The organism is Corynebacterium glucuronolyticum DSM 44120, assembly GCF_030440595.1.
Taxonomy (GTDB): domain Bacteria; phylum Actinomycetota; class Actinomycetes; order Mycobacteriales; family Mycobacteriaceae; genus Corynebacterium; species Corynebacterium glucuronolyticum.
This window is the reverse complement of sequence record NZ_CP047452.1, coordinates 2,787,657-2,812,260: the sequence shown is the minus strand read 5'-3', so window position 1 is coordinate 2,812,260 and position 24,604 is coordinate 2,787,657. Positions and strand designations below refer to the sequence as shown.

General features: G+C 57.3%; 11 protein-coding genes, 6 rRNA genes and 2 pseudogenes. 14 read left to right on the top strand and 5 right to left on the bottom strand.

Annotated elements, in window-relative coordinates:
• Nucleotides 1-43: 43 nt before the first annotated feature.
• From CGLUCO_RS12765 to CGLUCO_RS12745, 5 genes are all read left to right on the top strand, one after another.
• Nucleotides 44-613: a single-stranded DNA-binding protein gene (locus CGLUCO_RS12765; protein WP_084036443.1), complete on the top strand. Its 570-nt coding sequence runs from the start codon at nucleotides 44-46 to the stop codon at nucleotides 611-613.
• A 45-nt stretch (nucleotides 614-658) separates the two neighbouring features.
• Nucleotides 659-1,111 (top strand): 50S ribosomal protein L9, encoded by a 453-nt coding sequence (gene rplI, locus CGLUCO_RS12760; protein ID WP_084036448.1) that lies wholly within the window; start codon nucleotides 659-661, stop codon nucleotides 1,109-1,111.
• A 508-nt stretch (nucleotides 1,112-1,619) separates the two neighbouring features.
• Entirely contained in the window at nucleotides 1,620-3,083 is a 1,464-nt protein-coding gene (gene dnaB, locus CGLUCO_RS12755) for a replicative DNA helicase (RefSeq protein WP_005391653.1), read from the top strand.
• A gap of 83 nt (nucleotides 3,084-3,166) precedes the next feature.
• Nucleotides 3,167-3,535: a thioredoxin gene (gene trxA / locus CGLUCO_RS12750; protein WP_005391654.1), complete on the top strand. Its 369-nt coding sequence runs from the start codon at nucleotides 3,167-3,169 to the stop codon at nucleotides 3,533-3,535.
• 153 nt (nucleotides 3,536-3,688) lie between these two features.
• On the top strand, nucleotides 3,689-4,573 hold the full coding sequence (locus CGLUCO_RS12745) for a PspA/IM30 family protein (protein ID WP_084036442.1): 885 nt from the start codon (nucleotides 3,689-3,691) through the stop codon (nucleotides 4,571-4,573).
• 88 nt (nucleotides 4,574-4,661) lie between these two features.
• On the opposite strand, the pseudogene CGLUCO_RS13145 reads toward CGLUCO_RS12745, so the two are convergent.
• Nucleotides 4,662-5,006 (bottom strand): annotated as a pseudogene (locus CGLUCO_RS13145) (NYN domain-containing protein); the annotation flags it as partial.
• 431 nt (nucleotides 5,007-5,437) lie between these two features.
• Nucleotides 5,438-6,008 (bottom strand): annotated as a pseudogene (locus tag CGLUCO_RS13140) (NYN domain-containing protein); the annotation flags it as partial.
• Between the two features lie 583 nt (nucleotides 6,009-6,591).
• On the opposite strand from CGLUCO_RS13140, the gene CGLUCO_RS12735 reads away from it, so the two are divergent.
• The 8 genes from CGLUCO_RS12735 (at nucleotide 6,592) to CGLUCO_RS12700 (ending at nucleotide 19,448) form a co-directional block, all read left to right on the top strand.
• Nucleotides 6,592-8,116: ribosomal RNA gene (locus CGLUCO_RS12735) — 16S ribosomal RNA — on the top strand.
• A 376-nt stretch (nucleotides 8,117-8,492) separates the two neighbouring features.
• A 23S ribosomal RNA gene (locus CGLUCO_RS12730) occupies nucleotides 8,493-11,592 on the top strand.
• 135 nt (nucleotides 11,593-11,727) lie between these two features.
• Nucleotides 11,728-11,844 (top strand): 5S ribosomal RNA (gene rrf / locus CGLUCO_RS12725).
• A gap of 636 nt (nucleotides 11,845-12,480) precedes the next feature.
• Nucleotides 12,481-14,005 (top strand): 16S ribosomal RNA (locus CGLUCO_RS12720).
• 376 nt (nucleotides 14,006-14,381) lie between these two features.
• Nucleotides 14,382-17,480: ribosomal RNA gene (locus CGLUCO_RS12715) — 23S ribosomal RNA — on the top strand.
• A 135-nt stretch (nucleotides 17,481-17,615) separates the two neighbouring features.
• Nucleotides 17,616-17,732 (top strand): 5S ribosomal RNA (gene rrf, locus CGLUCO_RS12710).
• Together the 16S, 23S and 5S rRNA genes form the textbook arrangement of a ribosomal RNA operon.
• A 141-nt stretch (nucleotides 17,733-17,873) precedes the next feature.
• Nucleotides 17,874-18,926 carry an alkene reductase gene (locus CGLUCO_RS12705; protein ID WP_084036393.1) on the top strand — a complete coding sequence of 351 codons (1,053 nt, stop codon included), beginning with the start codon at nucleotides 17,874-17,876 and terminating at the stop codon, nucleotides 18,924-18,926.
• 54 nt (nucleotides 18,927-18,980) lie between these two features.
• Nucleotides 18,981-19,448 carry a hypothetical protein gene (locus tag CGLUCO_RS12700; RefSeq protein WP_084036394.1) on the top strand — a complete coding sequence of 156 codons (468 nt, stop codon included), beginning with the start codon at nucleotides 18,981-18,983 and terminating at the stop codon, nucleotides 19,446-19,448.
• A 29-nt stretch (nucleotides 19,449-19,477) separates the two neighbouring features.
• Here CGLUCO_RS12700 and CGLUCO_RS12695 read toward each other — a convergent pair whose 3' ends face one another.
• From CGLUCO_RS12695 to CGLUCO_RS12685, 3 genes are all read right to left on the bottom strand, one after another.
• Nucleotides 19,478-22,000, bottom strand: coding sequence for an ABC transporter permease (locus CGLUCO_RS12695; RefSeq protein WP_232621934.1), 2,523 nt, complete (start codon nucleotides 21,998-22,000; stop codon nucleotides 19,478-19,480).
• A gap of 95 nt (nucleotides 22,001-22,095) precedes the next feature.
• Nucleotides 22,096-22,818, bottom strand: a complete 723-nt coding sequence (locus CGLUCO_RS12690) for an ABC transporter ATP-binding protein (protein ID WP_005394457.1) — start codon at nucleotides 22,816-22,818, stop codon at nucleotides 22,096-22,098.
• Nucleotides 22,819-23,518: 700 nt separating this feature from the next.
• The gene (locus CGLUCO_RS12685) at nucleotides 23,519-24,403 is read right to left on the bottom strand and encodes a pseudouridine synthase (RefSeq protein WP_084036396.1); all 885 of its coding nucleotides are present in this window, start codon (nucleotides 24,401-24,403) and stop codon (nucleotides 23,519-23,521) included.
• Here CGLUCO_RS12685 and CGLUCO_RS12680 point away from each other — a divergent pair.
• Nucleotides 24,402-24,548: a hypothetical protein gene (locus tag CGLUCO_RS12680; protein ID WP_198481457.1), complete on the top strand. Its 147-nt coding sequence runs from the start codon at nucleotides 24,402-24,404 to the stop codon at nucleotides 24,546-24,548. The genes CGLUCO_RS12685 and CGLUCO_RS12680 overlap by 2 nt on opposite strands.
• Nucleotides 24,549-24,604 lie beyond the last annotated feature (56 nt).

Genomic DNA, 24,604 nt, shown 5'->3' with positions numbered 1-24,604 from the left:
ATGGAACCAATACGTCCACCTGCATCGCGAAAGGTAAGAAATTATGGCCGGAGAAACTCCCATCACTGTTGTCGGCAACCTCGTTGCTGATCCTGAGCTGCGCTACATTCCGTCGGGCGCGGCGGTTGCGAATTTCCGCATCGCCTCCACTCCCCGCACGTTTAATCGCCAGACCAACCAGTGGGAAGACCAAGAGGCCCTGTTCCTTACCTGCAACATCTGGCGTGAGGCTGCCGAGAATGTCGCCAATTCCCTGTCCAAGGGCATGCGCGTCATCGTCAACGGCCGGCTCCGCCAGCGCTCGTACCAGACCCGCGAGGGGGAAAACCGCACGATCTTCGAGATTGAGGTCGATGAGGTTGGTCCGAGCCTGCGCTACGCTACCGCCCAGGTCACCCGCAACGAACGTTCCGGTGGCGGAAACTTCAACCGTGGTGGTGGCAACGCGAACGGCAACAACAACTACGGCGGCTTCGGCGGCGGCCAGCAGCAGCAGAACCAGGGTGGCTTCGGCGCCCCTCAGCAGCAGCAGTCGCAGCAGTCTGATCCGTGGAATAGTTCGAGCCCTGCCGGTGGTTTCGGTGGCGACGCCAATGGCGAACCGCCGTTTTAATACATTGAAAGCCAAATTTTTACCTACTTACTTTGAGGAGTGATCATGAAACTGATCCTCAACGCTGCGGTAGATAACCTCGGTGTCGCAGGCGACATCGTCGAGGTTAAGCCCGGCTACGGACGTAACTACCTGCTTCCGCGCGGGCTTGCCATCGTGGCAACCCCGGGTGCTGAGAAGCAGATCGAGGAAATTAAGAAGGCTCGCGAGGCTCGCGCTATTAGCGACCGTGAGCACGCCATCGAGCTCAAGCAGCAGCTGCAGGAGCTCAAGGGTGTAACCATTAGCGTTCGCACTTCTGAGAGCGGCAAGCTCTTCGGCTCCGTGAAGGCCGATGACATCGCCAAGGCTGTCAAGGCTGTCGGCGGTCCGCTTCTGGAAAAGCGCGCTATTGAGGTTCCGAAGGGACTTGTCACGGGTACCGGGAAGTACAACGTTCTGGTCAACCTGCATGATGATGTCTCTGCACGCGTGAACTTTGAGGTCGTTTCCGCTTAAATTTTTAAGCGTGTGAAACGGCGGCCCTACGGGGCCACATGACAACAGCAACAAAAGTGGCGGTTGCCCTGCACGGGTAACCGCCATTTTTGTCCCGTTTTACCCCCTGTGGATAACTCCGGGCAATCTGTGGATAACTTTTTCCTGCCCCCTGCGCACCGCGTCCCCGCAGTTCACGGCTTTGTAACCTTTCCGTTGTTTCCGGCGATTTTGTCTCGCCCGCGCGACAACTCGTTGACCTGCATGTTTGCCCATGTTCGAATGACCTGTGTCACGTTTAGAAAAGGTGCTGGTAACGGAAGTATTTCAGTTTGGTGACGATAATCACGTCAAAAAGTTATCCCCAGACCCTGTGGATAACCCTGTGGAAATCCCTGTGGAATAGTTGTGGATAACTCCCCATTCTTAGCGGTCAGCACCCTCTTCGCACACCCGTCCGAACGCCTGTTCTAAACCTTTTCGTACGGGTGGGTGGTTCGCGCTATGGTGTAATCCTGACCGAGTAAGGATGTGTGATGCGGTGACCAACCCCAGCTTTGATGATGCCTACCTTCCCAGCGAGCCGCCTGCCGCTGAGGATATGCCGGCGCCTGCCTTTGAGGCGGGCCGCCTCCCCCCGCACGATATCGAGGCGGAGCAGGGCGTCCTCGGCGCCATCCTGTCCTCCCCCTACGTCCTCACGGACGTGTTGGAGGTCCTCAAGCCGGATGATTTCTACCGCCCGATGCACCGCATCATCTACTCCACCATCATTGACCTGTTCAGTGAGAACCAGGAGATCGATTCCCTCATCCTCGCCTCCCGCTTGGAGCGCGATAACAACCTCGAGCGCGCCGGTGGTGCCCCGTACCTGCACACCCTCGTGCATTCGGTGCCCACCGCCGCCAATGCCCGCTACTACGCCAATATCGTCGCCGAGAAGGCCACCTTCCGCCAGCTCGTCGCCGCCGGCACCCGCGTCGTTCAGTTGGGCCACCAGTCGGAGTCCGGCATCGACGCGGATCAGGCCGTCGACCTCGCCCAGCAGGCCGTCTTCGAGGTGCAGCGCGAGGGTGCGCAGGAGGATTACCAGATCCTTGCGGATCTCCTCGGGCCCACCATGGAGGAACTCGATGAGATCGCCGCTCACGGTGGTCTCGCCGCTGGCGTGCCCACAGGTTTTGTGGATCTCGATGCGGTCACCAACGGTCTCCACGGCGGCCAGATGATCATCATCGCCGCCCGCCCGGGCGTCGGTAAGTCCACCCTCGCCCTCGACTTCGTCCGCTCCGCGAGCATCGCCCACGATCAGACCTCCGTCATCTTCTCCCTGGAGATGTCCAAAAACGAGATCGTCATGAGGATCCTCTCCGCGGAGGCGGACATCAAGCTGACGGACATGCGCTCCGGCAAAATGGAGGATACGCAGTGGAATAAGCTCGCCAACACGATGGGACGCATCGAAAACGCCAAGCTCTATATTGACGATTCTTCCAACCTCACGATGATGGAGATCCGCTCCAAGGCGCGTCAGATCGCCACCAACGTCGGCCTCGACCTCGTCGTCGTCGACTACCTCCAGCTTATGAGCTCCAACAAGCGCGTGGAGTCCCGCCAGCAGGAGGTCTCAGAATTCTCCCGCCAGTTGAAGCTGTTGGCCAAGGAGCTCGATGTTCCTGTCATCGCGATCTCCCAGTTGAACCGTGGCCCGGAAAGCCGTACGGATAAGCGCCCGCAGCTTGCGGATCTGCGTGAGTCCGGTTCGCTGGAGCAGGACGCCGACATCGTCATGCTCCTCTACCGCCCGGATTCCGCCGCCGGCGAGCAGGATAATGAGCGCGCCGGCGAGGCCGATATCATCCTGGCCAAGCACCGCGGCGGCCCGCTGGACACCATCTCCGTCGCCCACCAGCTGCATTACTCGCGCTTCCGTGATCTCGCCCGGCCGGGTATGCGCGATGCCGTTCCGCCGCCGGAGGAGCCACCGGCCTAGTTGCCGAGTGGTTGGAATGAATCCTCGTTCTGTATCGTTGCAGTGGTACGAAAGCTGAAAACCTGTTTAAGGAGTTACGTAATATGGCAACAATCGAGGTTAACGAACAGAACTTTCAGGAAACCATCCAGAAGGATGGCATTGTGCTTGTCGATTGCTGGGCCAGCTGGTGCGGCCCCTGCCGCGCCTTCGGCCCCACATTTGAGAAGGCTTCCGAGGATCACCCGGACGCTGTCTTCGGCAAGCTAGACACCGAGGCTAACCAGGGTCTGGCTGCTGCTCTGCAGATTCAGTCCATCCCCACCCTCATGATCTTCCGCGATCAGATCCTCGTGTACCGCGAGGCCGGCGCCCTCCCTGCACCGGCTCTTGAGAACCTTATCCAGCAGGTTAAGGGCCTCGACATGGACGACGTCCGTCGCCAGGTCGCAGCCCAGCAGGAAAACAACTAGAAAACGCCTGCCTATCCCCCGCCGCACGCGTGCGGCGGGGGTTTCTCTTGCTATTGCGCGCGCGGGAGGCGCAAACAGCATAGAATGTTCACTAAAAGGCCAGTTGTGATGTCCTCGTTGGCCGAGTGAGATTAGATAAGGAGCTCGTGGATCATGGCTAACCCGTTCAAGAAGGGGTGGAAGTACCTCACCTCGTCATTAGATAAGAAGATCGAGGATAACGCCGATCCGGAGGTTCAGATCAACCAGGCTGCCGAGGAGACGAAGAAACAGGCGGCGGAGATCCAGGAGCAGGCCGCGAAGATCGTCGGCGATAAGAAAGCCCTGGAGCTGAAGCTGAATCGCCTCCTCAAGGATCAGCAGTATCTGCAGGAGAAGACAAAGACTGCCCTCCAGGTCGCCGATCAGGCCCAGGCCGAGGGCAACGCGGAGCGCGCTGCCAAGTACACCAGTTCGGCGGAGATCTGCGCCTCCCAGTTGGTTGCTGTGGAGAACCAGATCAATGAGACGAAGGTTATGTACGAGCAGGCCGTGGTCGCCGCCGATCAGGCGACGGCGCAGGCGAAGAAGTCGCAGGCCAATTACCACCAGCAGATGAGCTCCATTGATCAGCTTCGTGGCCAGGCCCGCCAGGTGAAGATGCAGGAGACCGCCGCCCGCGCGAACGATCAGATCGGCTCTATCGATCGCGACCCCTCCGTCCCCACTCTTGATCAGGTTCGCGACAAGATCGAGCGCCGCTACGCCGACGCCCTCGGCGCCCAGGAGCTCACCCAGAACGCCGTGACCTCCCAAATGTCGGAGATCACCTCCTCGGGCACGGACATGAAGGCCAACGCTCGCCTTGCCGAAATCCGCGCCGCGATGCAGGAGGAAAACAAGCAGGAAGCGATCGCTTCCGAGCCCGCGGAGAAGCCCGCCGAGAAGCCCGCCGAGACTCCGCAGGAAACCCCGGCAGAAGAACCCGTCGAGAAGCCTGCGGAGAAGCCGGAAGAAAAGCCGGCAGCAACGCCCGCGGACGCCCCCGAGAAGAAATAACCCCCGACATAAAACCGGCCCCCAACATAAAACAGGCCCCGTCCAACGTGTTGGACGGGGCCTGTGCGTCGGAAGCGCACGTGAACATTTATTTCCGTTTGTTGATGTTTACTAGAACGCCGCGGATTCCAGAGTGGAACCCGTCGCGCAGGTTGACGCGTTGCGTTTCGCTCAGCGTGTATTCGTGAAGCGTCTCGCATGCGAATTGGAGGAGTGGCCGGTCGATCTCCGGGGGCAGTCCGCCGCCGGAGAGCATGTGCGCGGAGTCGCGCTGATCGGCCGTCGCCGCGTGATCGTACCACCACGAGGCGTACTGTTGTCCCACGTCAAACGGGGTTTGGAAGCCTGCGGAGGCCCACACCTCGTTCGGTAGCGGCACGTACCGCGAGCGCAGTTTGCGCCGCGGTGCCATCATCGAGGGGTTCGGGGTCGGCTTCTTCTCCTCTCCGGATTCCGCGTCCACATCCGCGCCGGAATCCGAGTCGGAGTCCGCGTCCGCGCCAGCAGCCGAACCGGGGTCTCCGCCCGCGCCCGCAGCACCCGCCTTCGCCGCGACATCCGCCGGCGTGGGCTTCTTCGCCTCCGCCCCGGTGACGATGTCGTGTTCCATCGCCTCGTCGGAGTTGTCGTTGTCCTGCGACATTGACGTCCGCGGGTCGGAGAGCGAGCTGACGGCATCGTCCCTGTCCGCCGGTTCGCCGGGCCGCGTCGGCCACGATTCTGCAGGCGACCCATCGTCCGGCGATCCCGCCGGACTCCCGCCGACAGAAGCCTCCGGCAGCTTGCCCGCCTCCGCGGCCTCCTGCGGGATAAGCGTGGATTCGGCCACCTCCAGGGGCTCCGCGTCGCCGATGGGCTTCACCGACGGCACGACCGGCGGCAGCGGCCCCTCGAGCACATGCAGCTGCATGCAGTCGGCGAAGTCTTCCCGCGGGTCGAGGATGGTCGTCGTGTCGCATGCGTGGCGCAGCGCCGAGGACATGGAATCCCAGCCGAATCCGTAGAGGTGGACCCGCACGCCGGAGTTCGTTGCCTCGTTGACGCCGGGGATCATGTCGGCGTCGCCGGATACGAGTACGGCGTCTGAGCAGGTCTGATGCACGCCGGCGAGCACGAGGTCGGCGACGAGTCTCGTATCCACGGCCTTTTGTGTGCGGCGTTCTCCCCATTCGATGAGTTGTCCGACCCGTAGTTGCACGCCGTTACATGCGCGTAGTGCGCGGTGGTAGCGGTGTGGTCCGGAGTCGGGGATTCCGTCGTACCACATTTGCCGGTGGATGGGTTGTCCTAATTGGTCTTCGATCATTCCTTTCAGTTGGGCTACGACCTCAGGGAGGTCAATTTCTAATTGTGCGCGGGCGCCTGTCTCCCACGAATTGTAAAAACTCGCAAGTAAATAGGAGGTGTCCACGAACACCATTGTTCTTTCAAGCATGGCTCCTAAATCCGTCCTTTATTAAATGTTCCCTTCAAGCATGCCTGAAAATGGTTCGGAAGGTATAACTCAAGGGGGTGGCCTGGAAAAAGTTTCCGTCGGCACACCATTTTTTGGCTTGTCGACGGTCGGTTTCTCGGTTTCCTCCCCTGTCACCCTCTCCTGACCTGCGGATTTGCGTTAATACCTCGGTGTGCTATTGTTATCCCTCGTTGGTCACGAACCAACGAATCCCCCGCTATGGTAGCCCTTTCAAGGGTTCATTTAGTGTGGGAACATGTTGTGTGAGAACTCGATAGTGTGTTGATGTACTACTTTTTGTTTGTTTGACAGGTTTTTGTGGTGCTTGTTGGGTGTGGTTTTCTGGTTTTGTGGCTGGGGGGCTGTCATCTGGCTCTGTAGGCGTCCGTTTTTTGGGCGCGTATTAGATGTGGCGCTTCAAGAATTTTGTTGACATTGTGGTGGTGGTTTTCTCGTTGAGGCCATCATTTTTTTGTTTACTTTTTTCTTTACGCTTTTGTTCTTTTGGAACGTTTTTATTTTTTTTGGATTTGAGCTGTTTTTTGCTTGTTCAACTTATTTTTTGTTGGAGAGTTTGATCCTGGCTCAGGATGAACGCTGGCGGCGTGCTTAACACATGCAAGTCGAACGGAAAGGCCCCAGCTTGCTGGGGTGCTCGAGTGGCGAACGGGTGAGTAACACGTAAGTGATCTGCCCTGCACTGGGGGATAAGCTTGGGAAACTGGGTCTAATACCCTATAGGACCGCATCGTGGTTGGTGTGGTGGAAAGGTTTTTCTGGTGTGGGATGAGCTTGCGGCCTATCAGCTTGTTGGTGGGGTAATGGCCTACCAAGGCGGCGACGGGTAGCCGGCCTGAGAGGGTGTGCGGCCACATTGGGACTGAGATACGGCCCAGACTCCTACGGGAGGCAGCAGTGGGGAATTTTGCACAATGGGCGGAAGCCTGATGCAGCGACGCCGTGTGGGGGATGAAGGCCTTCGGGTTGTAAACTCCTTTCGTCAGGGACGAAGTTTTTTTGACGGTACCTGGATAAGAAGCACCGGCTAACTACGTGCCAGCAGCCGCGGTAATACGTAGGGTGCGAGCGTTGTCCGGATTTACTGGGCGTAAAGGGCTCGTAGGTGGTGTGTCGCGTCGTCTGTGTAATCCAGGGGCTTAACTTTTGGTTGGCAGGCGATACGGGCATTGCTTGAGTGCTGTAGGGGAGACTGGAATTCCTGGTGTAGCGGTGAAATGCGCAGATATCAGGAGGAACACCGATGGCGAAGGCAGGTCTCTGGGCAGTTACTGACGCTGAGGAGCGAGAGCATGGGTAGCGAACAGGATTAGATACCCTGGTAGTCTATGCTGTAAACGGTGGGCGCTAGGTGTGAGTCCCTTCCACGGGGTTTGTGCCGTAGCTAACGCTTTAAGCGCCCCGCCTGGGGAGTACGGCCGCAAGGCTAAAACTCAAAGGAATTGACGGGGGCCCGCACAAGCGGCGGAGCATGTGGATTAATTCGATGCAACGCGAAGAACCTTACCTGGGCTTGACATATGTGAGATTGGGCTAGAGATAGTTCGTCCCTTGTGGCTCATTTACAGGTGGTGCATGGTTGTCGTCAGCTCGTGTCGTGAGATGTTGGGTTAAGTCCCGCAACGAGCGCAACCCTTGTCTTATGTTGCCAGCACGTTGTGGTGGGGACTCGTGAGAGACTGCCGGGGTTAACTCGGAGGAAGGTGGGGATGACGTCAAATCATCATGCCCCTTATGTCCAGGGCTTCACACATGCTACAATGGCTGGTACAGTGCGTGTGCGACACCGTGAGGTGGAGCTAATCGCGAAAGCCAGTCTCAGTTCGGATTGGGGTCTGCAACTCGACCCCATGAAGTCGGAGTCGCTAGTAATCGCAGATCAGCAGTGCTGCGGTGAATACGTTCCCGGGCCTTGTACACACCGCCCGTCACGTCATGAAAGTTGGTAACACCCGAAGCCCATGGCCCAACCGGTTTTCCGGGGGGAGTGGTCGAAGGTGGGATTGGCGATTGGGACGAAGTCGTAACAAGGTAGCCGTACCGGAAGGTGCGGCTGGATCACCTCCTTTCTAAGGAGTTTTATTTATTATTTTTTTCTTCTACTGGCACTCATGGTTGGTAGGGGATGCAGGTGTTTGTGTCGCCGCAGGTGTGACCGCGCCTAAAGTTTTGAATCCAGCGTGGATGCAAAACGGGTGAGCCGCCCAATATGTGGGTGCTGCAAGGATTGTGTTGAACGTGAAAAACATGTGGTGGTGCATTGGCATGCTGTTGGGTGTCTGGGGCAATATGTGTTGTTCCTTTTGGTCACCATGGTTGAAAGACAGGGTTTTTGTTTTCTTGTTTTTTGGTTGTGGTGGTGTGGTGTGTGTGAATTGTATAGTGGACGCGTGTGATTTCTTTTTTGTTCATGTTTTAGTTTTTTGATTGTGGCATTGTGTTTGTGTTTTTTATTTTTTAGGCACACGGTGGATGCCTGGGCATGGCAAGCTGATGAAGGACGTGGTGGGCTGCGTTAAGCCTCGGGGAGTTGCCGTATGAGCGTTGATCCGAGGATGTCCGAATGGGGAAACCTAGCCCTCAGTGATGGGGGTTACCGTATGATGAATTCATAGTTGTGCGGGAGTGGCCGGGGAAGTGAAACATCTTAGTACCTGGTGTGTAAGAAAACAATTGTGATTTTGTGAGTAGTGGCGAACGAAAGCGAATTTTTGACTAAACTGCATGCAGCGTGATGCCTTGGTTGGGGTGTTGTGTGTGGGGTTGTGGGGTCTGCGTTGGTGGTCAACCTTTTTGCCACCAGCCTTTAGCGCATGCGTAGCGGAAGTGGTGTGGAATCGCCTGCCGGAGTAGGTGAGAGTCCTGTACGTGAAATGTGTGTGCTTGGGTGTGCGTGGTGTCCCCGAGTAGCAGTGGGCTCGTGGAATCTGCTGTGAATCTGCCGGGACCGTCCGGTAAGTCTGATAACTTGCTTGTGACCGATAGTGTATGAGTACCGTGAGGGAATGGTGAAAAGTACCCCGGGAGGGGAGTGAAATAGTTCCTGAAACCGTGTGTTGACAATCCGTCAGAGCCTCTTTTAATGGGGTGATGGCGTGCCTTTTGAAGAATGAGCCTGCGAGTCAGCGGCATGTCGCTTTAAAGTTAACTATTTGTTGTAGGTAGCTGGAGGGAAACCGAATCCTAATGTAGGGTGTTGGTGGCATGTTCTGGACCCGAAGCGGGGTGATCTACCCATGGCCAGTGTGAAGCAAGGGTAAGACTTTGTGGAGGCGCGAACCCACGTAGGTTGAAAACTGCGGGGATGAGTTGTGGGTAGGGGTGAAAGGCCAATCAAACTCCGTGATAGCTGGTTCTCCCCGAAATGCATTTAGGTGCAGCGTCGTTGGTAGTGCTGCGGAGGTAGAGCTACTGGTTGATTGAGCGGGATTTTGTCTTAGTGACGTCAGCCAAACTCCGAATGCCGTATGTATGGTCCACGGCAGTGAGACTGCGGGGGATAAGCTTCGTAGTCGAGAGGGAAACAGCCCAGATCGCCGGTTAAGGCCCCTAAGGGTGTGCTAAGTGGAAAAGGATGTGTAATCGCGATGACAGCCAGGAGGTTGGCTTAGAAGCAGCCATCCTTGAAAGAGTGCGTAATAGCTCACTGGTTAAGTGGTTGTGCGCCGACAATGTAGTGGGGCTTAAGTACACCGCCGAAACCGCGGCAAGAATGTTTTTTGTTTTTGGGTAGGGGAGCGTCGTGCATTGTGTGAAGCCTGCTGGTAACGGTTGGTGGATGTGTGTGCGAGTGAGAATGCAGGCATGAGTAGCGAATGGTAGGTGGAAATCCTACCCGCCGGATGACTAAGGGTTCCTGGGTGAAGCTGGTCTTCCCAGGGTGAGTCGGGACCTAAGGCGAGGCCGACAGGCGTAGTCGATGGATAACCAGTTGATATTCTGGTACCCGCGCATGTGCGACAAATGGTGAATCATTGATACTAACCACCCATGGAGATCAACGTTTTCCTGCATTTTTGATGTGGGGTGTTGTTTTTTGTGTGTGGGACCTGATGTGGTAGTAGCCACGTGATGGGGTGACACAGTAGGGTAGCCGCGCCACTTAGTGGATTGTGGTGTAAGCGTGTGGCACGAGGACGTGTTAAATGCCGTTCTCATTTATGTGTGAGGCGTGATGCGTAGCCTGTTAAAGGGTGATGGTGGTGATCCTGTGCTGTCGAGAAAAGCCTCTAGCGAGTGCAAGTGTGGCCCGTACCCCAAACCGACACAGGTGGTCAGGTTGAGAATACTAAGGCGAACGGGTGAACTATGGTTAAGGAATTCGGCAAAATGCCCCCGTAACTTCGGGAGAAGGGGGACCCATGACCGTTGCTGACAGCAACTAGTGCGGTTGTGGGGCGCAGAGAATAGAGGGAAGCGACTGTTTACCAAAAACATAGGTCTGTGCGAAGAAGGTTAATTCGATGTATACGGACTGACGCCTGCCCGGTGCTGGAAGGTTAAGAGGACCTGTTAGATCATTTTGTGGTCGAAGCGGAGAATTTAAGCCCCAGTAAACGGCGGTGGTAACTATAACCATCCTAAGGTAGCGAAATTCCTTGTCGGGTAAGTTCCGACCTGCACGAATGGCGTAACGACTTCTCTGCTGTCTCGACCATAGGCCCGGTGAAATTGCAGTACGAGTAAAGATGCTCGTTTCGCGCGGCAGGACGAAAAGACCCCGGGACCTTCACTATAGCTTGGTATTGGTGTTCGGTTCGGTTTGTGTAGCATAGGTGGGAGACGTTGAGGCGTGCACGCTAGTGCGCGTGGAGTCGGAAGGTGAAATACCACTCTGATCGGATTGGATGTCTAACTTCGGGCCATGATCTGGTTTCAAGGACAGTGCCTGGTGGGTAGTTTAACTGGGGCGGTTGCCTCCCAAAATGTAACGGAGGCGCCCAAAGGTTCCCTCAGCCTGGTTGGCAATCAGGTGTTTAGAGTGTAAGTGCATAAGGGAGCTTGACTGTGAGACGGACATGTCGAGCAGGTACGAAAGTAGGGACTAGTGATCCGGCACCGATGTACGGAAGTGGTGTCGCTCAACGGATAAAAGGTACCCCGGGGATAACAGGCTGATCTTCCCCAAGAGTTCATATCGACGGGATGGTTTGGCACCTCGATGTCGGCTCGTCGCATCCTGGGGCTGGAGTAGGTCCCAAGGGTTGGGCTGTTCGCCCATTAAAGCGGCACGCGAGCTGGGTTCAGAACGTCGTGAGACAGTTCGGTCTCTATCCGCCGCGCGCGTTAAGAAACTTGAGAAAGGCTGTCCCTAGTACGAGAGGACCGGGATGGACGTACCTCTAGTGTGCCAGCTGTCACGCCCGTGGCACGGCTGGTTGGCTACGTACGGGAAGGATAACCGCTGAAAGCATCTAAGCGGGAAGCCTGTTTCAAGATAAGGTTTCTTAGGTTCCCTATAGACGATGGGGTTGATAGGCCAGAATTGGAAGGTGGGTAACCACCGAAGGTGACTGGTACTAATAACCATACTTTTAAAAAACACTATAACCTGCTACAAACACTAAACGCGAACAACGAATCACACGTGGTCCACTATGCAATATCAGACACACCACACCGTCGGCTGACGCCGACGACGAAAAGATAAATGAAAAACAACACGCCCAAATTAAGACGTGTCGGTGGCGATAGTGGTTGGGAAACGCCCGGTCCCATTCCGAACCCGGAAGCTAAGCCAACCAACGCCGATGGTACTGCACCCGGGAGGATGTGGGAGAGTAGGACACCGCCGACCACAAACATGAAAAAGGGAGGAGCAGAGAGACAATCTCTGCTCCTCCCTCTTTTCGCATGCCCACACAGGTTTCTAAACGAGTTCATGAGAAGTTAACGTGGGGTCTTCTGTCCAAAATAACCCCTATTTACCTGCGGGTTTGTGGTTTTGTTGGTGTGTGGTTTATTGTTGTTTTCACCGCATCGGGGGCCTAAAAGCTTTTTGGTTGTTTTGGTTGTTGGTGTGGTTGTTGACTGGGTTTTGACTTTTGTTTACTTCCTGGTTAATATGTGAACTCGCGCTTTTGAAGCGGCTCGATGTGGTCGAGCGTGGATTTTGTGCGGCATGTTGTGTGAGAACTCGATAGTGTGTTGATGTACTACTTTTTGTTTGTTTGACAGGTTTTTGTGGTGCTTGTTGGGTGTGGTTTTCTGGTTTTGTGGCTGGGGGGCTGTCATCTGGCTCTGTACAAGGCGTTTCCGTTTTGGTTTCGTTTTGGTGGATGTGGCGCTTCAAGAATTTTGTTGACATTGTGGTGGTGGTTTTCTCGTTGAGGCCATCATTGTTTTTTGTTTACTTTTTTCTTTACGCTTTTGTTCTTTTGGAACGTTTTATTTTTTTTGGTTTGAGCTGTTTTTTGCTTGTTCAACTTATTTTTTGTTGGAGAGTTTGATCCTGGCTCAGGATGAACGCTGGCGGCGTGCTTAACACATGCAAGTCGAACGGAAAGGCCCTTGCTTGCAAGGGTGCTCGAGTGGCGAACGGGTGAGTAACACGTAAGTGATCTGCCCTGCACTGGGGGATAAGCTTGGGAAACTGGGTCTAATACCCTATAGGACCGCATCGTGGTTGGTGTGGTGGAAAGGTTTTTCTGGTGTGGGATGAGCTTGCGGCCTATCAGCTTGTTGGTGGGGTAATGGCCTACCAAGGCGGCGACGGGTAGCCGGCCTGAGAGGGTGTGCGGCCACATTGGGACTGAGATACGGCCCAGACTCCTACGGGAGGCAGCAGTGGGGAATTTTGCACAATGGGCGGAAGCCTGATGCAGCGACGCCGTGTGGGGGATGAAGGCCTTCGGGTTGTAAACTCCTTTCGTCAGGGACGAAGTTTTTTTGACGGTACCTGGATAAGAAGCACCGGCTAACTACGTGCCAGCAGCCGCGGTAATACGTAGGGTGCGAGCGTTGTCCGGATTTACTGGGCGTAAAGGGCTCGTAGGTGGTGTGTCGCGTCGTCTGTGTAATCCAGGGGCTTAACTTTTGGTTGGCAGGCGATACGGGCATTGCTTGAGTGCTGTAGGGGAGACTGGAATTCCTGGTGTAGCGGTGAAATGCGCAGATATCAGGAGGAACACCGATGGCGAAGGCAGGTCTCTGGGCAGTTACTGACGCTGAGGAGCGAGAGCATGGGTAGCGAACAGGATTAGATACCCTGGTAGTCTATGCTGTAAACGGTGGGCGCTAGGTGTGAGTCCCTTCCACGGGGTTTGTGCCGTAGCTAACGCTTTAAGCGCCCCGCCTGGGGAGTACGGCCGCAAGGCTAAAACTCAAAGGAATTGACGGGGGCCCGCACAAGCGGCGGAGCATGTGGATTAATTCGATGCAACGCGAAGAACCTTACCTGGGCTTGACATATGTGAGATTGGGCTAGAGATAGTTCGTCCCTTGTGGCTCATTTACAGGTGGTGCATGGTTGTCGTCAGCTCGTGTCGTGAGATGTTGGGTTAAGTCCCGCAACGAGCGCAACCCTTGTCTTATGTTGCCAGCACGTTGTGGTGGGGACTCGTGAGAGACTGCCGGGGTTAACTCGGAGGAAGGTGGGGATGACGTCAAATCATCATGCCCCTTATGTCCAGGGCTTCACACATGCTACAATGGCTGGTACAGTGCGTGTGCGACACCGTGAGGTGGAGCTAATCGCGAAAGCCAGTCTCAGTTCGGATTGGGGTCTGCAACTCGACCCCATGAAGTCGGAGTCGCTAGTAATCGCAGATCAGCAGTGCTGCGGTGAATACGTTCCCGGGCCTTGTACACACCGCCCGTCACGTCATGAAAGTTGGTAACACCCGAAGCCCATGGCCCAACCGGTTTTCCGGGGGGAGTGGTCGAAGGTGGGATTGGCGATTGGGACGAAGTCGTAACAAGGTAGCCGTACCGGAAGGTGCGGCTGGATCACCTCCTTTCTAAGGAGTTTTATTTATTATTTTTTTCTTCTACTGGCACTCATGGTTGGTAGGGGATGCAGGTGTTTGTGTCGCCGCAGGTGTGACCGCGCCTAAAGTTTTGAATCCAGCGTGGATGCAAAACGGGTGAGCCGCCCAATATGTGGGTGCTGCAAGGATTGTGTTGAACGTGAAAAACATGTGGTGGTGCATTGGCATGCTGTTGGGTGTCTGGGGCAATATGTGTTGTTCCTTTTGGTCACCATGGTTGAAAGACAGGGTTTTTGTTTTCTTGTTTTTTGGTTGTGGTGGTGTGGTGTGTGTGAATTGTATAGTGGACGCGTGTGATTTCTTTTTTGTTCATGTTTTAGTTTTTTGATTGTGGCATTGTGTTTGTGTTTTTTATTTTTTAGGCACACGGTGGATGCCTGGGCATGGCAAGCTGATGAAGGACGTGGTGGGCTGCGTTAAGCCTCGGGGAGTTGCCGTATGAGCGTTGATCCGAGGATGTCCGAATGGGGAAACCTAGCCCTCAGTGATGGGGGTTACCGTATGATGAATTCATAGTTGTGCGGGAGTGGCCGGGGAAGTGAAACATCTTAGTACCTGGTGTGTAAGAAAACAATTGTGATTTTGTGAGTAGTGGCGAACGAAAGCGAATTTTTGACTAAACTGCATGCAGCGTGATGCCTTGGTTGGGGTGTTGTGTGTGGGGTTGTGGGGTCTGCGTTGGTGGTCAACCTTTTTGCCACCAGCCTTTAGCGCATGCGTAGCGGAAGTGGTGTGGAATCGCCTGCCGGAGTAGGTGAGAGTCCTGTACGTGAAATGTGTGTGCTTGGGTGTGCGTGGTGTCCCCGAGTAGCAGTGGGCTCGTGGAATCTGCTGTGAATCTGCCGGGACCGTCCGGTAAGTCTGATAACTTGCTTGTGACCGATAGTGTATGAGTACCGTGAGGGAATGGTGAAAAGTACCCCGGGAGGGGAGTGAAATAGTTCCTGAAACCGTGTGTTGACAATCCGTCAGAGCCTCTTTTAATGGGGTGATGGCGTGCCTTTTGAAGAATGAGCCTGCGAGTCAGCGGCATGTCGCTTTAAAGTTAACTATTTGTTGTAGGTAGCTGGAGGGAAACCGAATCCTAATGTAGGGTGTTGGTGGCATGTTCTGGACCCGAAGCGGGGTGATCTACCCATGGCCAGTGTGAAGCAAGGGTAAGACTTTGTGGAGGCGCGAACCCACGTAGGTTGAAAACTGCGGGGATGAGTTGTGGGTAGGGGTGAAAGGCCAATCAAACTCCGTGATAGCTGGTTCTCCCCGAAATGCATTTAGGTGCAGCGTCGTTGGTAGTGCTGCGGAGGTAGAGCTACTGGTTGATTGAGCGGGATTTTGTCTTAGTGACGTCAGCCAAACTCCGAATGCCGTATGTATGGTCCACGGCAGTGAGACTGCGGGGGATAAGCTTCGTAGTCGAGAGGGAAACAGCCCAGATCGCCGGTTAAGGCCCCTAAGGGTGTGCTAAGTGGAAAAGGATGTGTAATCGCGATGACAGCCAGGAGGTTGGCTTAGAAGCAGCCATCCTTGAAAGAGTGCGTAATAGCTCACTGGTTAAGTGGTTGTGCGCCGACAATGTAGTGGGGCTTAAGTACACCGCCGAAACCGCGGCAAGAATGTTTTTTGTTTTTGGGTAGGGGAGCGTCGTGCATTGTGTGAAGCCTGCTGGTAACGGTTGGTGGATGTGTGTGCGAGTGAGAATGCAGGCATGAGTAGCGAATGGTAGGTGGAAATCCTACCCGCCGGATGACTAAGGGTTCCTGGGTGAAGCTGGTCTTCCCAGGGTGAGTCGGGACCTAAGGCGAGGCCGACAGGCGTAGTCGATGGATAACCAGTTGATATTCTGGTACCCGCGCATGTGCGACAAATGGTGAATCATTGATACTAACCACCCATGGAGATCAACGTTTTCCTGCATTTTTGATGTGGGGTGTTGTTTTTTGTGTGTGGGACCTGATGTGGTAGTAGCCACGTGATGGGGTGACACAGTAGGGTAGCCGCGCCACTTAGTGGATTGTGGTGTAAGCGTGTGGCACGAGGACGTGTTAAATGCCGTTCTCATTTATGTGTGAGGCGTGATGCGTAGCCTGTTAAAGGGTGATGGTGGTGATCCTGTGCTGTCGAGAAAAGCCTCTAGCGAGTGCAAGTGTGGCCCGTACCCCAAACCGACACAGGTGGTCAGGTTGAGAATACTAAGGCGAACGGGTGAACTATGGTTAAGGAATTCGGCAAAATGCCCCCGTAACTTCGGGAGAAGGGGGACCCATGACCGTTGCTGACAGCAACTAGTGCGGTTGTGGGGCGCAGAGAATAGAGGGAAGCGACTGTTTACCAAAAACATAGGTCTGTGCGAAGAAGGTTAATTCGATGTATACGGACTGACGCCTGCCCGGTGCTGGAAGGTTAAGAGGACCTGTTAGATCATTTTGTGGTCGAAGCGGAGAATTTAAGCCCCAGTAAACGGCGGTGGTAACTATAACCATCCTAAGGTAGCGAAATTCCTTGTCGGGTAAGTTCCGACCTGCACGAATGGCGTAACGACTTCTCTGCTGTCTCGACCATAGGCCCGGTGAAATTGCAGTACGAGTAAAGATGCTCGTTTCGCGCGGCAGGACGAAAAGACCCCGGGACCTTCACTATAGCTTGGTATTGGTGTTCGGTTCGGTTTGTGTAGCATAGGTGGGAGACGTTGAGGCGTGCACGCTAGTGCGCGTGGAGTCGGAAGGTGAAATACCACTCTGATCGGATTGGATGTCTAACTTCGGGCCATGATCTGGTTTCAAGGACAGTGCCTGGTGGGTAGTTTAACTGGGGCGGTTGCCTCCCAAAATGTAACGGAGGCGCCCAAAGGTTCCCTCAGCCTGGTTGGCAATCAGGTGTTTAGAGTGTAAGTGCATAAGGGAGCTTGACTGTGAGACGGACATGTCGAGCAGGTACGAAAGTAGGGACTAGTGATCCGGCACCGATGTACGGAAGTGGTGTCGCTCAACGGATAAAAGGTACCCCGGGGATAACAGGCTGATCTTCCCCAAGAGTTCATATCGACGGGATGGTTTGGCACCTCGATGTCGGCTCGTCGCATCCTGGGGCTGGAGTAGGTCCCAAGGGTTGGGCTGTTCGCCCATTAAAGCGGCACGCGAGCTGGGTTCAGAACGTCGTGAGACAGTTCGGTCTCTATCCGCCGCGCGCGTTAAGAAACTTGAGAAAGGCTGTCCCTAGTACGAGAGGACCGGGATGGACGTACCTCTAGTGTGCCAGCTGTCACGCCCGTGGCACGGCTGGTTGGCTACGTACGGGAAGGATAACCGCTGAAAGCATCTAAGCGGGAAGCCTGTTTCAAGATAAGGTTTCTTAGGTTCCCTATAGACGATGGGGTTGATAGGCCAGAATTGGAAGGTGGGTAACCACCGAAGGTGACTGGTACTAATAACCATATTTTAAAAAACACTATAACCTGCTACAAACACTAAACGCGAACAACGAATCACACGTGGTCCACTATGCAATATCAGACACACCACACCGTCGGCTGACGCCGACGACGAAAAGATAAATGAAAAACAACACGCCCAAATTAAGACGTGTCGGTGGCGATAGTGGTTGGGAAACGCCCGGTCCCATTCCGAACCCGGAAGCTAAGCCAACCAACGCCGATGGTACTGCACCCGGGAGGATGTGGGAGAGTAGGACACCGCCGACCACAAACATAAAAGACCGGCCCACGAACACCAGTTCGCGGGCCGGTCTTTTCTATGCAACCAAACGCGCACCCAAACGTTCGCGCCCGCTATCCATCAGCCAATTCCCCACCCACCGTCATATAAGAGTATTGTTGCGGGACATGACAACATTGTATGAACCGGTAACCTTTGGAAGCACCGAACTGAAAAACCGCATCGTCATGGCCCCCCTCACCCGCACCCGCGCGGACCTCGACGGCACCCCCAATGACCTTCTCGTCGAGCATTATCGCCAGCGCGCGGGCCTCGGCCTCATTATCGCCGAGGGGACGTGGCCCACGATCGAGGGCCGCACCTGGTACAACCAGCCCGGCATCGCCACCGCCGCACACCGCGACGCCTGGCAGAAGGTGACCGACGCCGTCCACACAGCGGGTGGGAAGATTTTCCTGCAGATCATGCACGGCGGCCGCATTTCCCACGAGGAGATCACGGGCACCGGCCGCATCGTGGCCCCGAGCGCTATCGCCGCCCCGAATCCGATCCGCCTTAAGGAGGGCAAGGCCCCGGCCCCGGTCCCGCATTCGCTTACCGCGGCTGAGATCGGCCAGATCGAGGACGAGTTCGTGCAGGCGGCCGAGCGCGCCATCGCCGCTGGTTTCGACGGCATTGAGCTCCACGGCGCGAACGGGTACCTTATTAACCAGTTCTTCTCCCCGGCGGCTAACACCCGCGACGACGCCTACGGCACGGACCGTTCCCTCTTCGCCACGGAGGTGACCAATAAGGTTGCGGACGCTATCGGCGCGGACAAGGTCGCCATTCGCCTGTCGCCCGGCCAGAACATTCAGGGCGCTGACGAAACCGACCCGGAGGAGACCGCGAGGACGTATCTCACCTTCGCCCGCAACATCCCGCGTCTCGCATTCCTTCACGTCATGAACCCGGATCCTGCCGATTCGCTCGTCCAGGAGCTCCGCAGGGGGCAAAACCTCGTTCTCAATACGGGCTTTGGCACGGTGACCACGAAGCAGGATGCCGAGCAGATCGTGGCCGCAGGCCACGCGGAGGCGGTCTCCGTCGGCCGACGCGCCATGGCGAACCCGGACCTCGCCTACCGCTGGGAGAACAACCTTCCGGAAAACGAGCTCAACCAGGCCACCGTCTACGGCAGCGGCTCCGAGGGTTACACCGATTACCCCGCGTATCAGTAGCACACGCGCTTACCTGTTTGTTCCTGCGTACGATGGAATTAAAAGGGGGCCACGATGACGAGTGATGCTACGTACCGGTTTGCGCTTGCCCATATGGGCGGTCTCCTCGTGCAATTGGCGCCGGTTCTGGAGAATGCGACGCAGGATACGCTCACCTTTGTCCTCGTTAACTTCGACGCAGCCGAAGCCCACCCCATCGGCACCTTCGAGACCATCCGCGCCGTCGATATGGGCGATTTCTCGGGCCCCTCGTTCGAGAAGGACTTCGGCACCGGCCCCACGGTCGGCGTCATCGCGGTGACGGTGGGTGAGCACTACCGGCTGGAGTCGATGGCCCGCCCGGCTGGCATGGAGCGGGCCTTCCAGCGCTTCCCGTTCTGGGCCTTGACGTATTCGGCCGACGGTTCGTGGGGCATCGTCGGCACGAGCTATCCGGTCGAGTACGAGGATTTCGACAAACGCGCCATCCCCGCGCACCCACGGCCACTCTTGACTCCTTTCGCTGACCTCGGGGAACTGTAGTCTCCGCTTTTCGACGCCCCGCCAAACCCCTACTCCTCCGCAATCGCCTCCAGCGGGCTCGTCGCTGCTGCGGAGCGCGCAGGGATGGCGGCAGCGAGCACCCCAATGACGCCGGATGCGGCGAACATGAGCGCGATTTGCCCCCAGGGCATGACGATCTCCTCGATGCCGACCCCGGCCAAAGCCCGCAAAAAGCCCCAGCCAATAAACAGCCCGATGCCGGTGCCCAGCAGCGCGCCGTAAATGGCGATGATCACGGATTCGATGTAGATCATGCCCCTGACCTGCCGCGCATGCGTGCCCACGGCGCGGAGCATGCCGATCTCCTGCCGCCGCTCAGTAATGGATAGCGCGAGCGTGTTCACGATCCCCAAAATGGCGACGAGCACGGCGAGCCCGAGCAGCAGGTACAAAATGGTCAGCATCTGGTCGATGAGGTTCGCGTAGCTGTTGGAGTACTGCTCCTTGTCTTTGACGGAGACGACGAGGTACGGGTCTGTGACCTTCTCAATCGCGGCGCGGCCTTCCTCCGGCGTGACGCCGTCGGTGAGCCGGACGTAGATGAGGTCGGTCTTGATGTCATTGCCGGAGACGATCCGCGCGGCCAGCGGCTCCGCGATAATCGCGCGCCCGATGCCCACTGCCTGCCCGTATGTGCCGACCACGGGCGCGGTCGTCGTGTGCCCATCCAACGACGCCAGCTGCACCTGCGCGCCCACGCCGATCCCGAACCTCTCAGCCATGGTCTCGGCGAGCAGCACGCCGTTGCCGATCTCCAGCGTGCCGTCTACCAGTGGCATGTCGGTGAACCCGCGCGGCGCCCGCGTGGCCACCGGCGACCCCGGCGTGCCAAACGAGTCGGACATCGGCACCTCGTTAACAAAAATCGGCGCCTTCGACATGGTCATCACATCGTCCACTTCCGGCAGGTCAGCTACCTTGTCGGAGACCTCCCGCGGAATCGTAAGCGTGCTACTACCGCTCGCCCCGCCGGGCCCGGTGAGCACAAAATCCGCGGTCACGGACGTATCCAGCTGTCCGGTGAGGCTGTTTTTCATCGTCGCCCCGAGCGCGCCCACGGACGTGACCAGCGCGAGCCCGAGCGTGAGGGCGAAGGCTGTGGCTGCGGTCCGTCTCGGCGTTCGCCGTGCGTTCGTTGACGCTAGCTTGCCGACGGCTCCGAAGGGCGTCGCCACGAAAAACCCCAGGATGGCTGTGCATACGCGCGCCAGCGCGGGCCCCGCAAACCAGGCCCCGAGGATGAGCGCCAGCGACCCGCCGGCCATGCACCACGCGCGGGAGCCCGTCGAATAGCTCGGTGTGAGCGCACCGACGAGTCCCGCGAGAATACCGCCCACGATCAGCACCCCACCAGCGATCGTCCGTCCTCGCAGCGAGTCTGAGGAGCTCTGGTCGCCTGCGCGCATCGCCTGCACCGGGTGGACGGCCCCCGCCCGGCGGGCCGGTGACCAGGCGGCGAGCACGGTCACGAGGACCCCGAGTACTACGGGCACAATAATCGATTGGGGCGTGAGCATGAAGGTGCCGGGGCTGAGCACCGCCCCGCGGCTGGCGGCGATCTCCATGAGCGCCTGCACGAGCCCCCACCCTGCGATGACGCCGAGTGCGGAGCCGATGAGCCCAACGATGATCGCCTCCACAATGACGCTCCGCGTGATCTGTCGCCGCGAGGTCCCCAGTGCCCGCAGCAGCGCAAACTCCCGCGTGCGCTGCGCCACGATCATGGAGAACGTGTTGGTGATGATGAAGGTGCCCACCACGAGCGCGATGCCGGCAAACGCCCACAGGAAGTAGTTCACAAAGCTAAGCGAGTCGGTGATCATGCTGGTCAGCTTGTCGGCGATGGCCTGCCCGGTCTGGAATTCCACCCCCGGGTACTGCGCCTTCAGCTTTTCCGTGAGCGCGTCTACGTCCGTGCCGTCCCTCAGCGAGATCGCGATCTCGTAGAGGTGCTTCCCGTCGGTGAACTCGTCGATGTACGTCTGCTCATCAAAGGCGACGCTGACCAGCCCGGTCCCCATCATCGCCGGCGTGAATGTGCCGGTGACGGTCTTCGTGGACCGCCCCTTCGGCGTCACCACATCGAGAACATCCCCGGGCGCGACCTCGGCTTTCTTCGCCGATTCGCTGTCCAGCAGCATCTCGTCCGCCCCCGTCGGCGCGCTGCCGCTATCGAGCGTCCCGGCCACCTCATCTACCCAGATCACGCCTTGCGAGGCGCCCCCAGGCGTGAGCTTCAGCGGCTCGCCCGCCGGCGTCGCCACCACAATCGAGGTCGCATGGCTTGACGAGGGCTCCACCCTCTCCACATCCTCGCGTCCCCGCAGGTCAGCGACCGCTTCAATCGGCGCATTATCCGTCAGCCCCATTGTCGACCCCATGACGAGGTCCACATCCGCGTACCGCGACGTCGCCATCTGGTCAAACGTGTTAGACAGCCCCGCCGTGAGGATGGACGACCCCGCAATGAACGCAGTCCCAAGCACAACAGCAAGCACCGTGAGCAGCAGTCGCACCTTGTGCGCGAGCACGTTCCGCCAGCTCACCCTCGCGAGCGGCGCCCGCGTCCGCTTACGCGGCGCCCGCGTCGGCTGACGCCGACGCGCCTTTAACGTATGTTTCCCCATCAGTTCAGCCCCGCCATCGTCTCGAGGATCTCCTCCGTCGTGGGCTTGACGAGCTCCTTCGTGATCCGCCCGTCGTCAAGGAACACGACGCGGTCGGCATAGCTCGCCGCAGTCGCATCATGGGTCACAATAACCACGGTCTGCCCCCACTCGTCCACGGAATTGCGCAGAATCGCCAGCACCTCCGTCGAGGCATTGGAGTCCAGGTTGCCGGTCGGCTCGTCGCCAAAAATGATCCGTGGCCTGCTCACCAGCGCCCGCGCCACGGCCACGCGTTGCTGTTGCCCGCCGGAGAGCTCGCTCGGCCGGTGCCCCAGTCGCTCACCTAGTCCCAACTTGTTCACAACAAGTTGGTACCACTCGTAGTCCACCTCACGGCCGGCAATATCTGTCGGCAGCGTGATGTTTTCCGCAGCCGTCAGCGTCGGCACGAGGTTGAACGACTGGAACACAAACCCCAGCTCGTCACGACGCAGATCCGTCAGCTCCTTATCATTCAGCGTGCTCACATCCACATCGCCGATAAACGCTTGACCGGAGGTGATCGAGTCGAGCCCCGCCATAGTGTGCATGAGCGTCGACTTCCCAGAGCCACTCGGCCCCATGATGGCCGTGAACTCCCCCTCCCGGAACTCTATGGAAACGTGGTCGAGTGCGGTGACCAGCGTGTCACCGCTTCCATACGTTTTCACAATATCCACTGCACGGGCTGTTCCAGACATACCTCTACATTACATAGGCACAGGAACGCCGGGGCTGTGCAAAGTAGATTGCAAAGTACATTGCAAAGTAGATTGCAGTGCAATGAACATTGCAATCTACATTCGTTGCAGAGCAGTGAAGGGGCCGACAAAAAGCCGTTGTAGTGCAGTAAAAGGTGCAATGCACATTCTTTTTCAAAGCCTGGCCCGCCCCACACAGTTGCTCGCGGTACCTTTTGTCCACGCCCCCACGACGACCAGAAACCGCCCGTGACAAAACTTACGGTTTTGTTGCTGCAAACCTGCGGAATTCCCAGGTGGTCAGATCTGCTACCCTAGATCCGGTTACCTTTTGTCTACGCCCTCCATTAGAGCGCCACCATCAGGTCCAGGCTGGCAGCAACGGGACTCACATCAAACCAGGTATACCGCAGCCTGCAGAAGAACAGCCACATTCAAAAAGTCCGCGATCTAGAAGATAAGCGAGTTATCCGCTATTACCTCGAAAGCTAAGTAGGCGGCTTCTCATTTGGCATGTGATCGCTCGCGGTTCCCACAGGTATTCGGGTACGGGTTGTCCGCGTGTTCACGAGCGTAACCACCTCTCCTGGCAAAAAGTAGACGGCTATTTCCGGGTCGCCCCCAGCGTTCCAGGTGGTCAAACCTGCTACACAGAATCCGTCTACCTTTTTCTCGCACCCCGCTGAAGCCCCAGCAAAACCTACAGCGAAAACTCCCGCTCCCGCCCATCCACCGGGTCCTCGAACCGCAGCGAGTACGCCGTGAGCCCCAAAGGCCGCGTGAAGTCGTCCATGAGGTCGTTGCGGATGGCGGGGTACAGCGGATCGTTCACGATGGGCACGCCGGCCTCGCACATATGAAGCCTGAGCTGGTGCGTTTTCCCCGTATGCGGCGCCAACACGTGCACCCGCCCAGAAACAGAAACCACATGCGTCTCAGCATTAACTTCCCCGTCAACCGTGTGCGCCTGCAAATCGCCTGGCACCTTGGAGATCCGCGACCGCCACACGGTTCCCGGCGCAACAGCCGAAGGCACAGAAGACACAGCATGATACGTCTTTTCCACCTGACGCCGGGCAAACATCTCCTGGTACGCGCCCCGAAATGCCCGCGACTTCGTGAACAGCAGCAACCCACTGGTGTGCCGATCCAAGCGGTGCGCGGGGGAGAGCTCCTCATTCCCCGTCGCCCGCCGCAGCCGCACGACGGCTGTCTCCGTAATGTGCGCCCCCTTCGGCACGGTCGCCAAAAATGGCGGCTTGTTCACCACAAGTATGCGCGCATCTTCATACACAGGAGAAATAGAAAAAGGCACATGCGGCTCCGGCGCCGGCATGCGGTAGAAGTACACGTCCTCCCCAGCGGCCAACACCTGCCCCGGCGCAATCACCTGCCCCCGCCGGTCCCGCACCTCCCCCGCGGCAAACCGCCGATCCAACGCACGAGCATTATCTAATGGGTGCCTGTGTCGCTGCCCTTCAATCACCAAACGCAAAAAATCGCGCGCCACAATCGAATACGGTGCGCGCACGCGGGAGGCGGTGAGCCCGTTGCGCGGGGGCAGTGGCTGTACGATAGGGCGCATGAACCTTGATTTTCTCACAGACGCGTTTGTTACTTACTCTTCCGACGGCATCGGCAAGGCCATTGCCGACGTGATCAGGGCACTGTACCACGTCCTCTTCCCGGCAAACGCCGACGCACCCCACACTCTTCCCCCCATTGAGTAAAAAAGGCTACCGGCCAACCACCCCCTGCCGGTAAACTGAAGTCAGGTATCCGCGAG

What these genes read in the sequence shown, in the direction of transcription:
- CGLUCO_RS12765 (WP_084036443.1), top strand. Translation starts at nt 44, where the DNA reads ATGGCCGGAGAAACTCCCATCACTGTTGTCGGCAACCTCGTTGCTGAT.
- rplI (WP_084036448.1), top strand. Translation starts at nt 659, where the DNA reads ATGAAACTGATCCTCAACGCTGCGGTAGATAACCTCGGTGTCGCAGGC.
- dnaB (WP_005391653.1), top strand. Translation starts at nt 1,620, where the DNA reads ATGTGTGATGCGGTGACCAACCCCAGCTTTGATGATGCCTACCTTCCC.
- trxA (WP_005391654.1), top strand. Translation starts at nt 3,167, where the DNA reads ATGGCAACAATCGAGGTTAACGAACAGAACTTTCAGGAAACCATCCAG.
- CGLUCO_RS12745 (WP_084036442.1), top strand. Translation starts at nt 3,689, where the DNA reads ATGGCTAACCCGTTCAAGAAGGGGTGGAAGTACCTCACCTCGTCATTA.
- CGLUCO_RS12705 (WP_084036393.1), top strand. Translation starts at nt 17,874, where the DNA reads ATGACAACATTGTATGAACCGGTAACCTTTGGAAGCACCGAACTGAAA.
- CGLUCO_RS12700 (WP_084036394.1), top strand. Translation starts at nt 18,981, where the DNA reads ATGACGAGTGATGCTACGTACCGGTTTGCGCTTGCCCATATGGGCGGT.
- CGLUCO_RS12690 (WP_005394457.1), bottom strand. Translation starts at nt 22,818, where the DNA reads ATGTCTGGAACAGCCCGTGCAGTGGATATTGTGAAAACGTATGGAAGC.
- CGLUCO_RS12680 (WP_198481457.1), top strand. Translation starts at nt 24,402, where the DNA reads ATGAACCTTGATTTTCTCACAGACGCGTTTGTTACTTACTCTTCCGAC.
- CGLUCO_RS12685 (WP_084036396.1), bottom strand. Translation starts at nt 24,403, where the DNA reads ATGCGCCCTATCGTACAGCCACTGCCCCCGCGCAACGGGCTCACCGCC.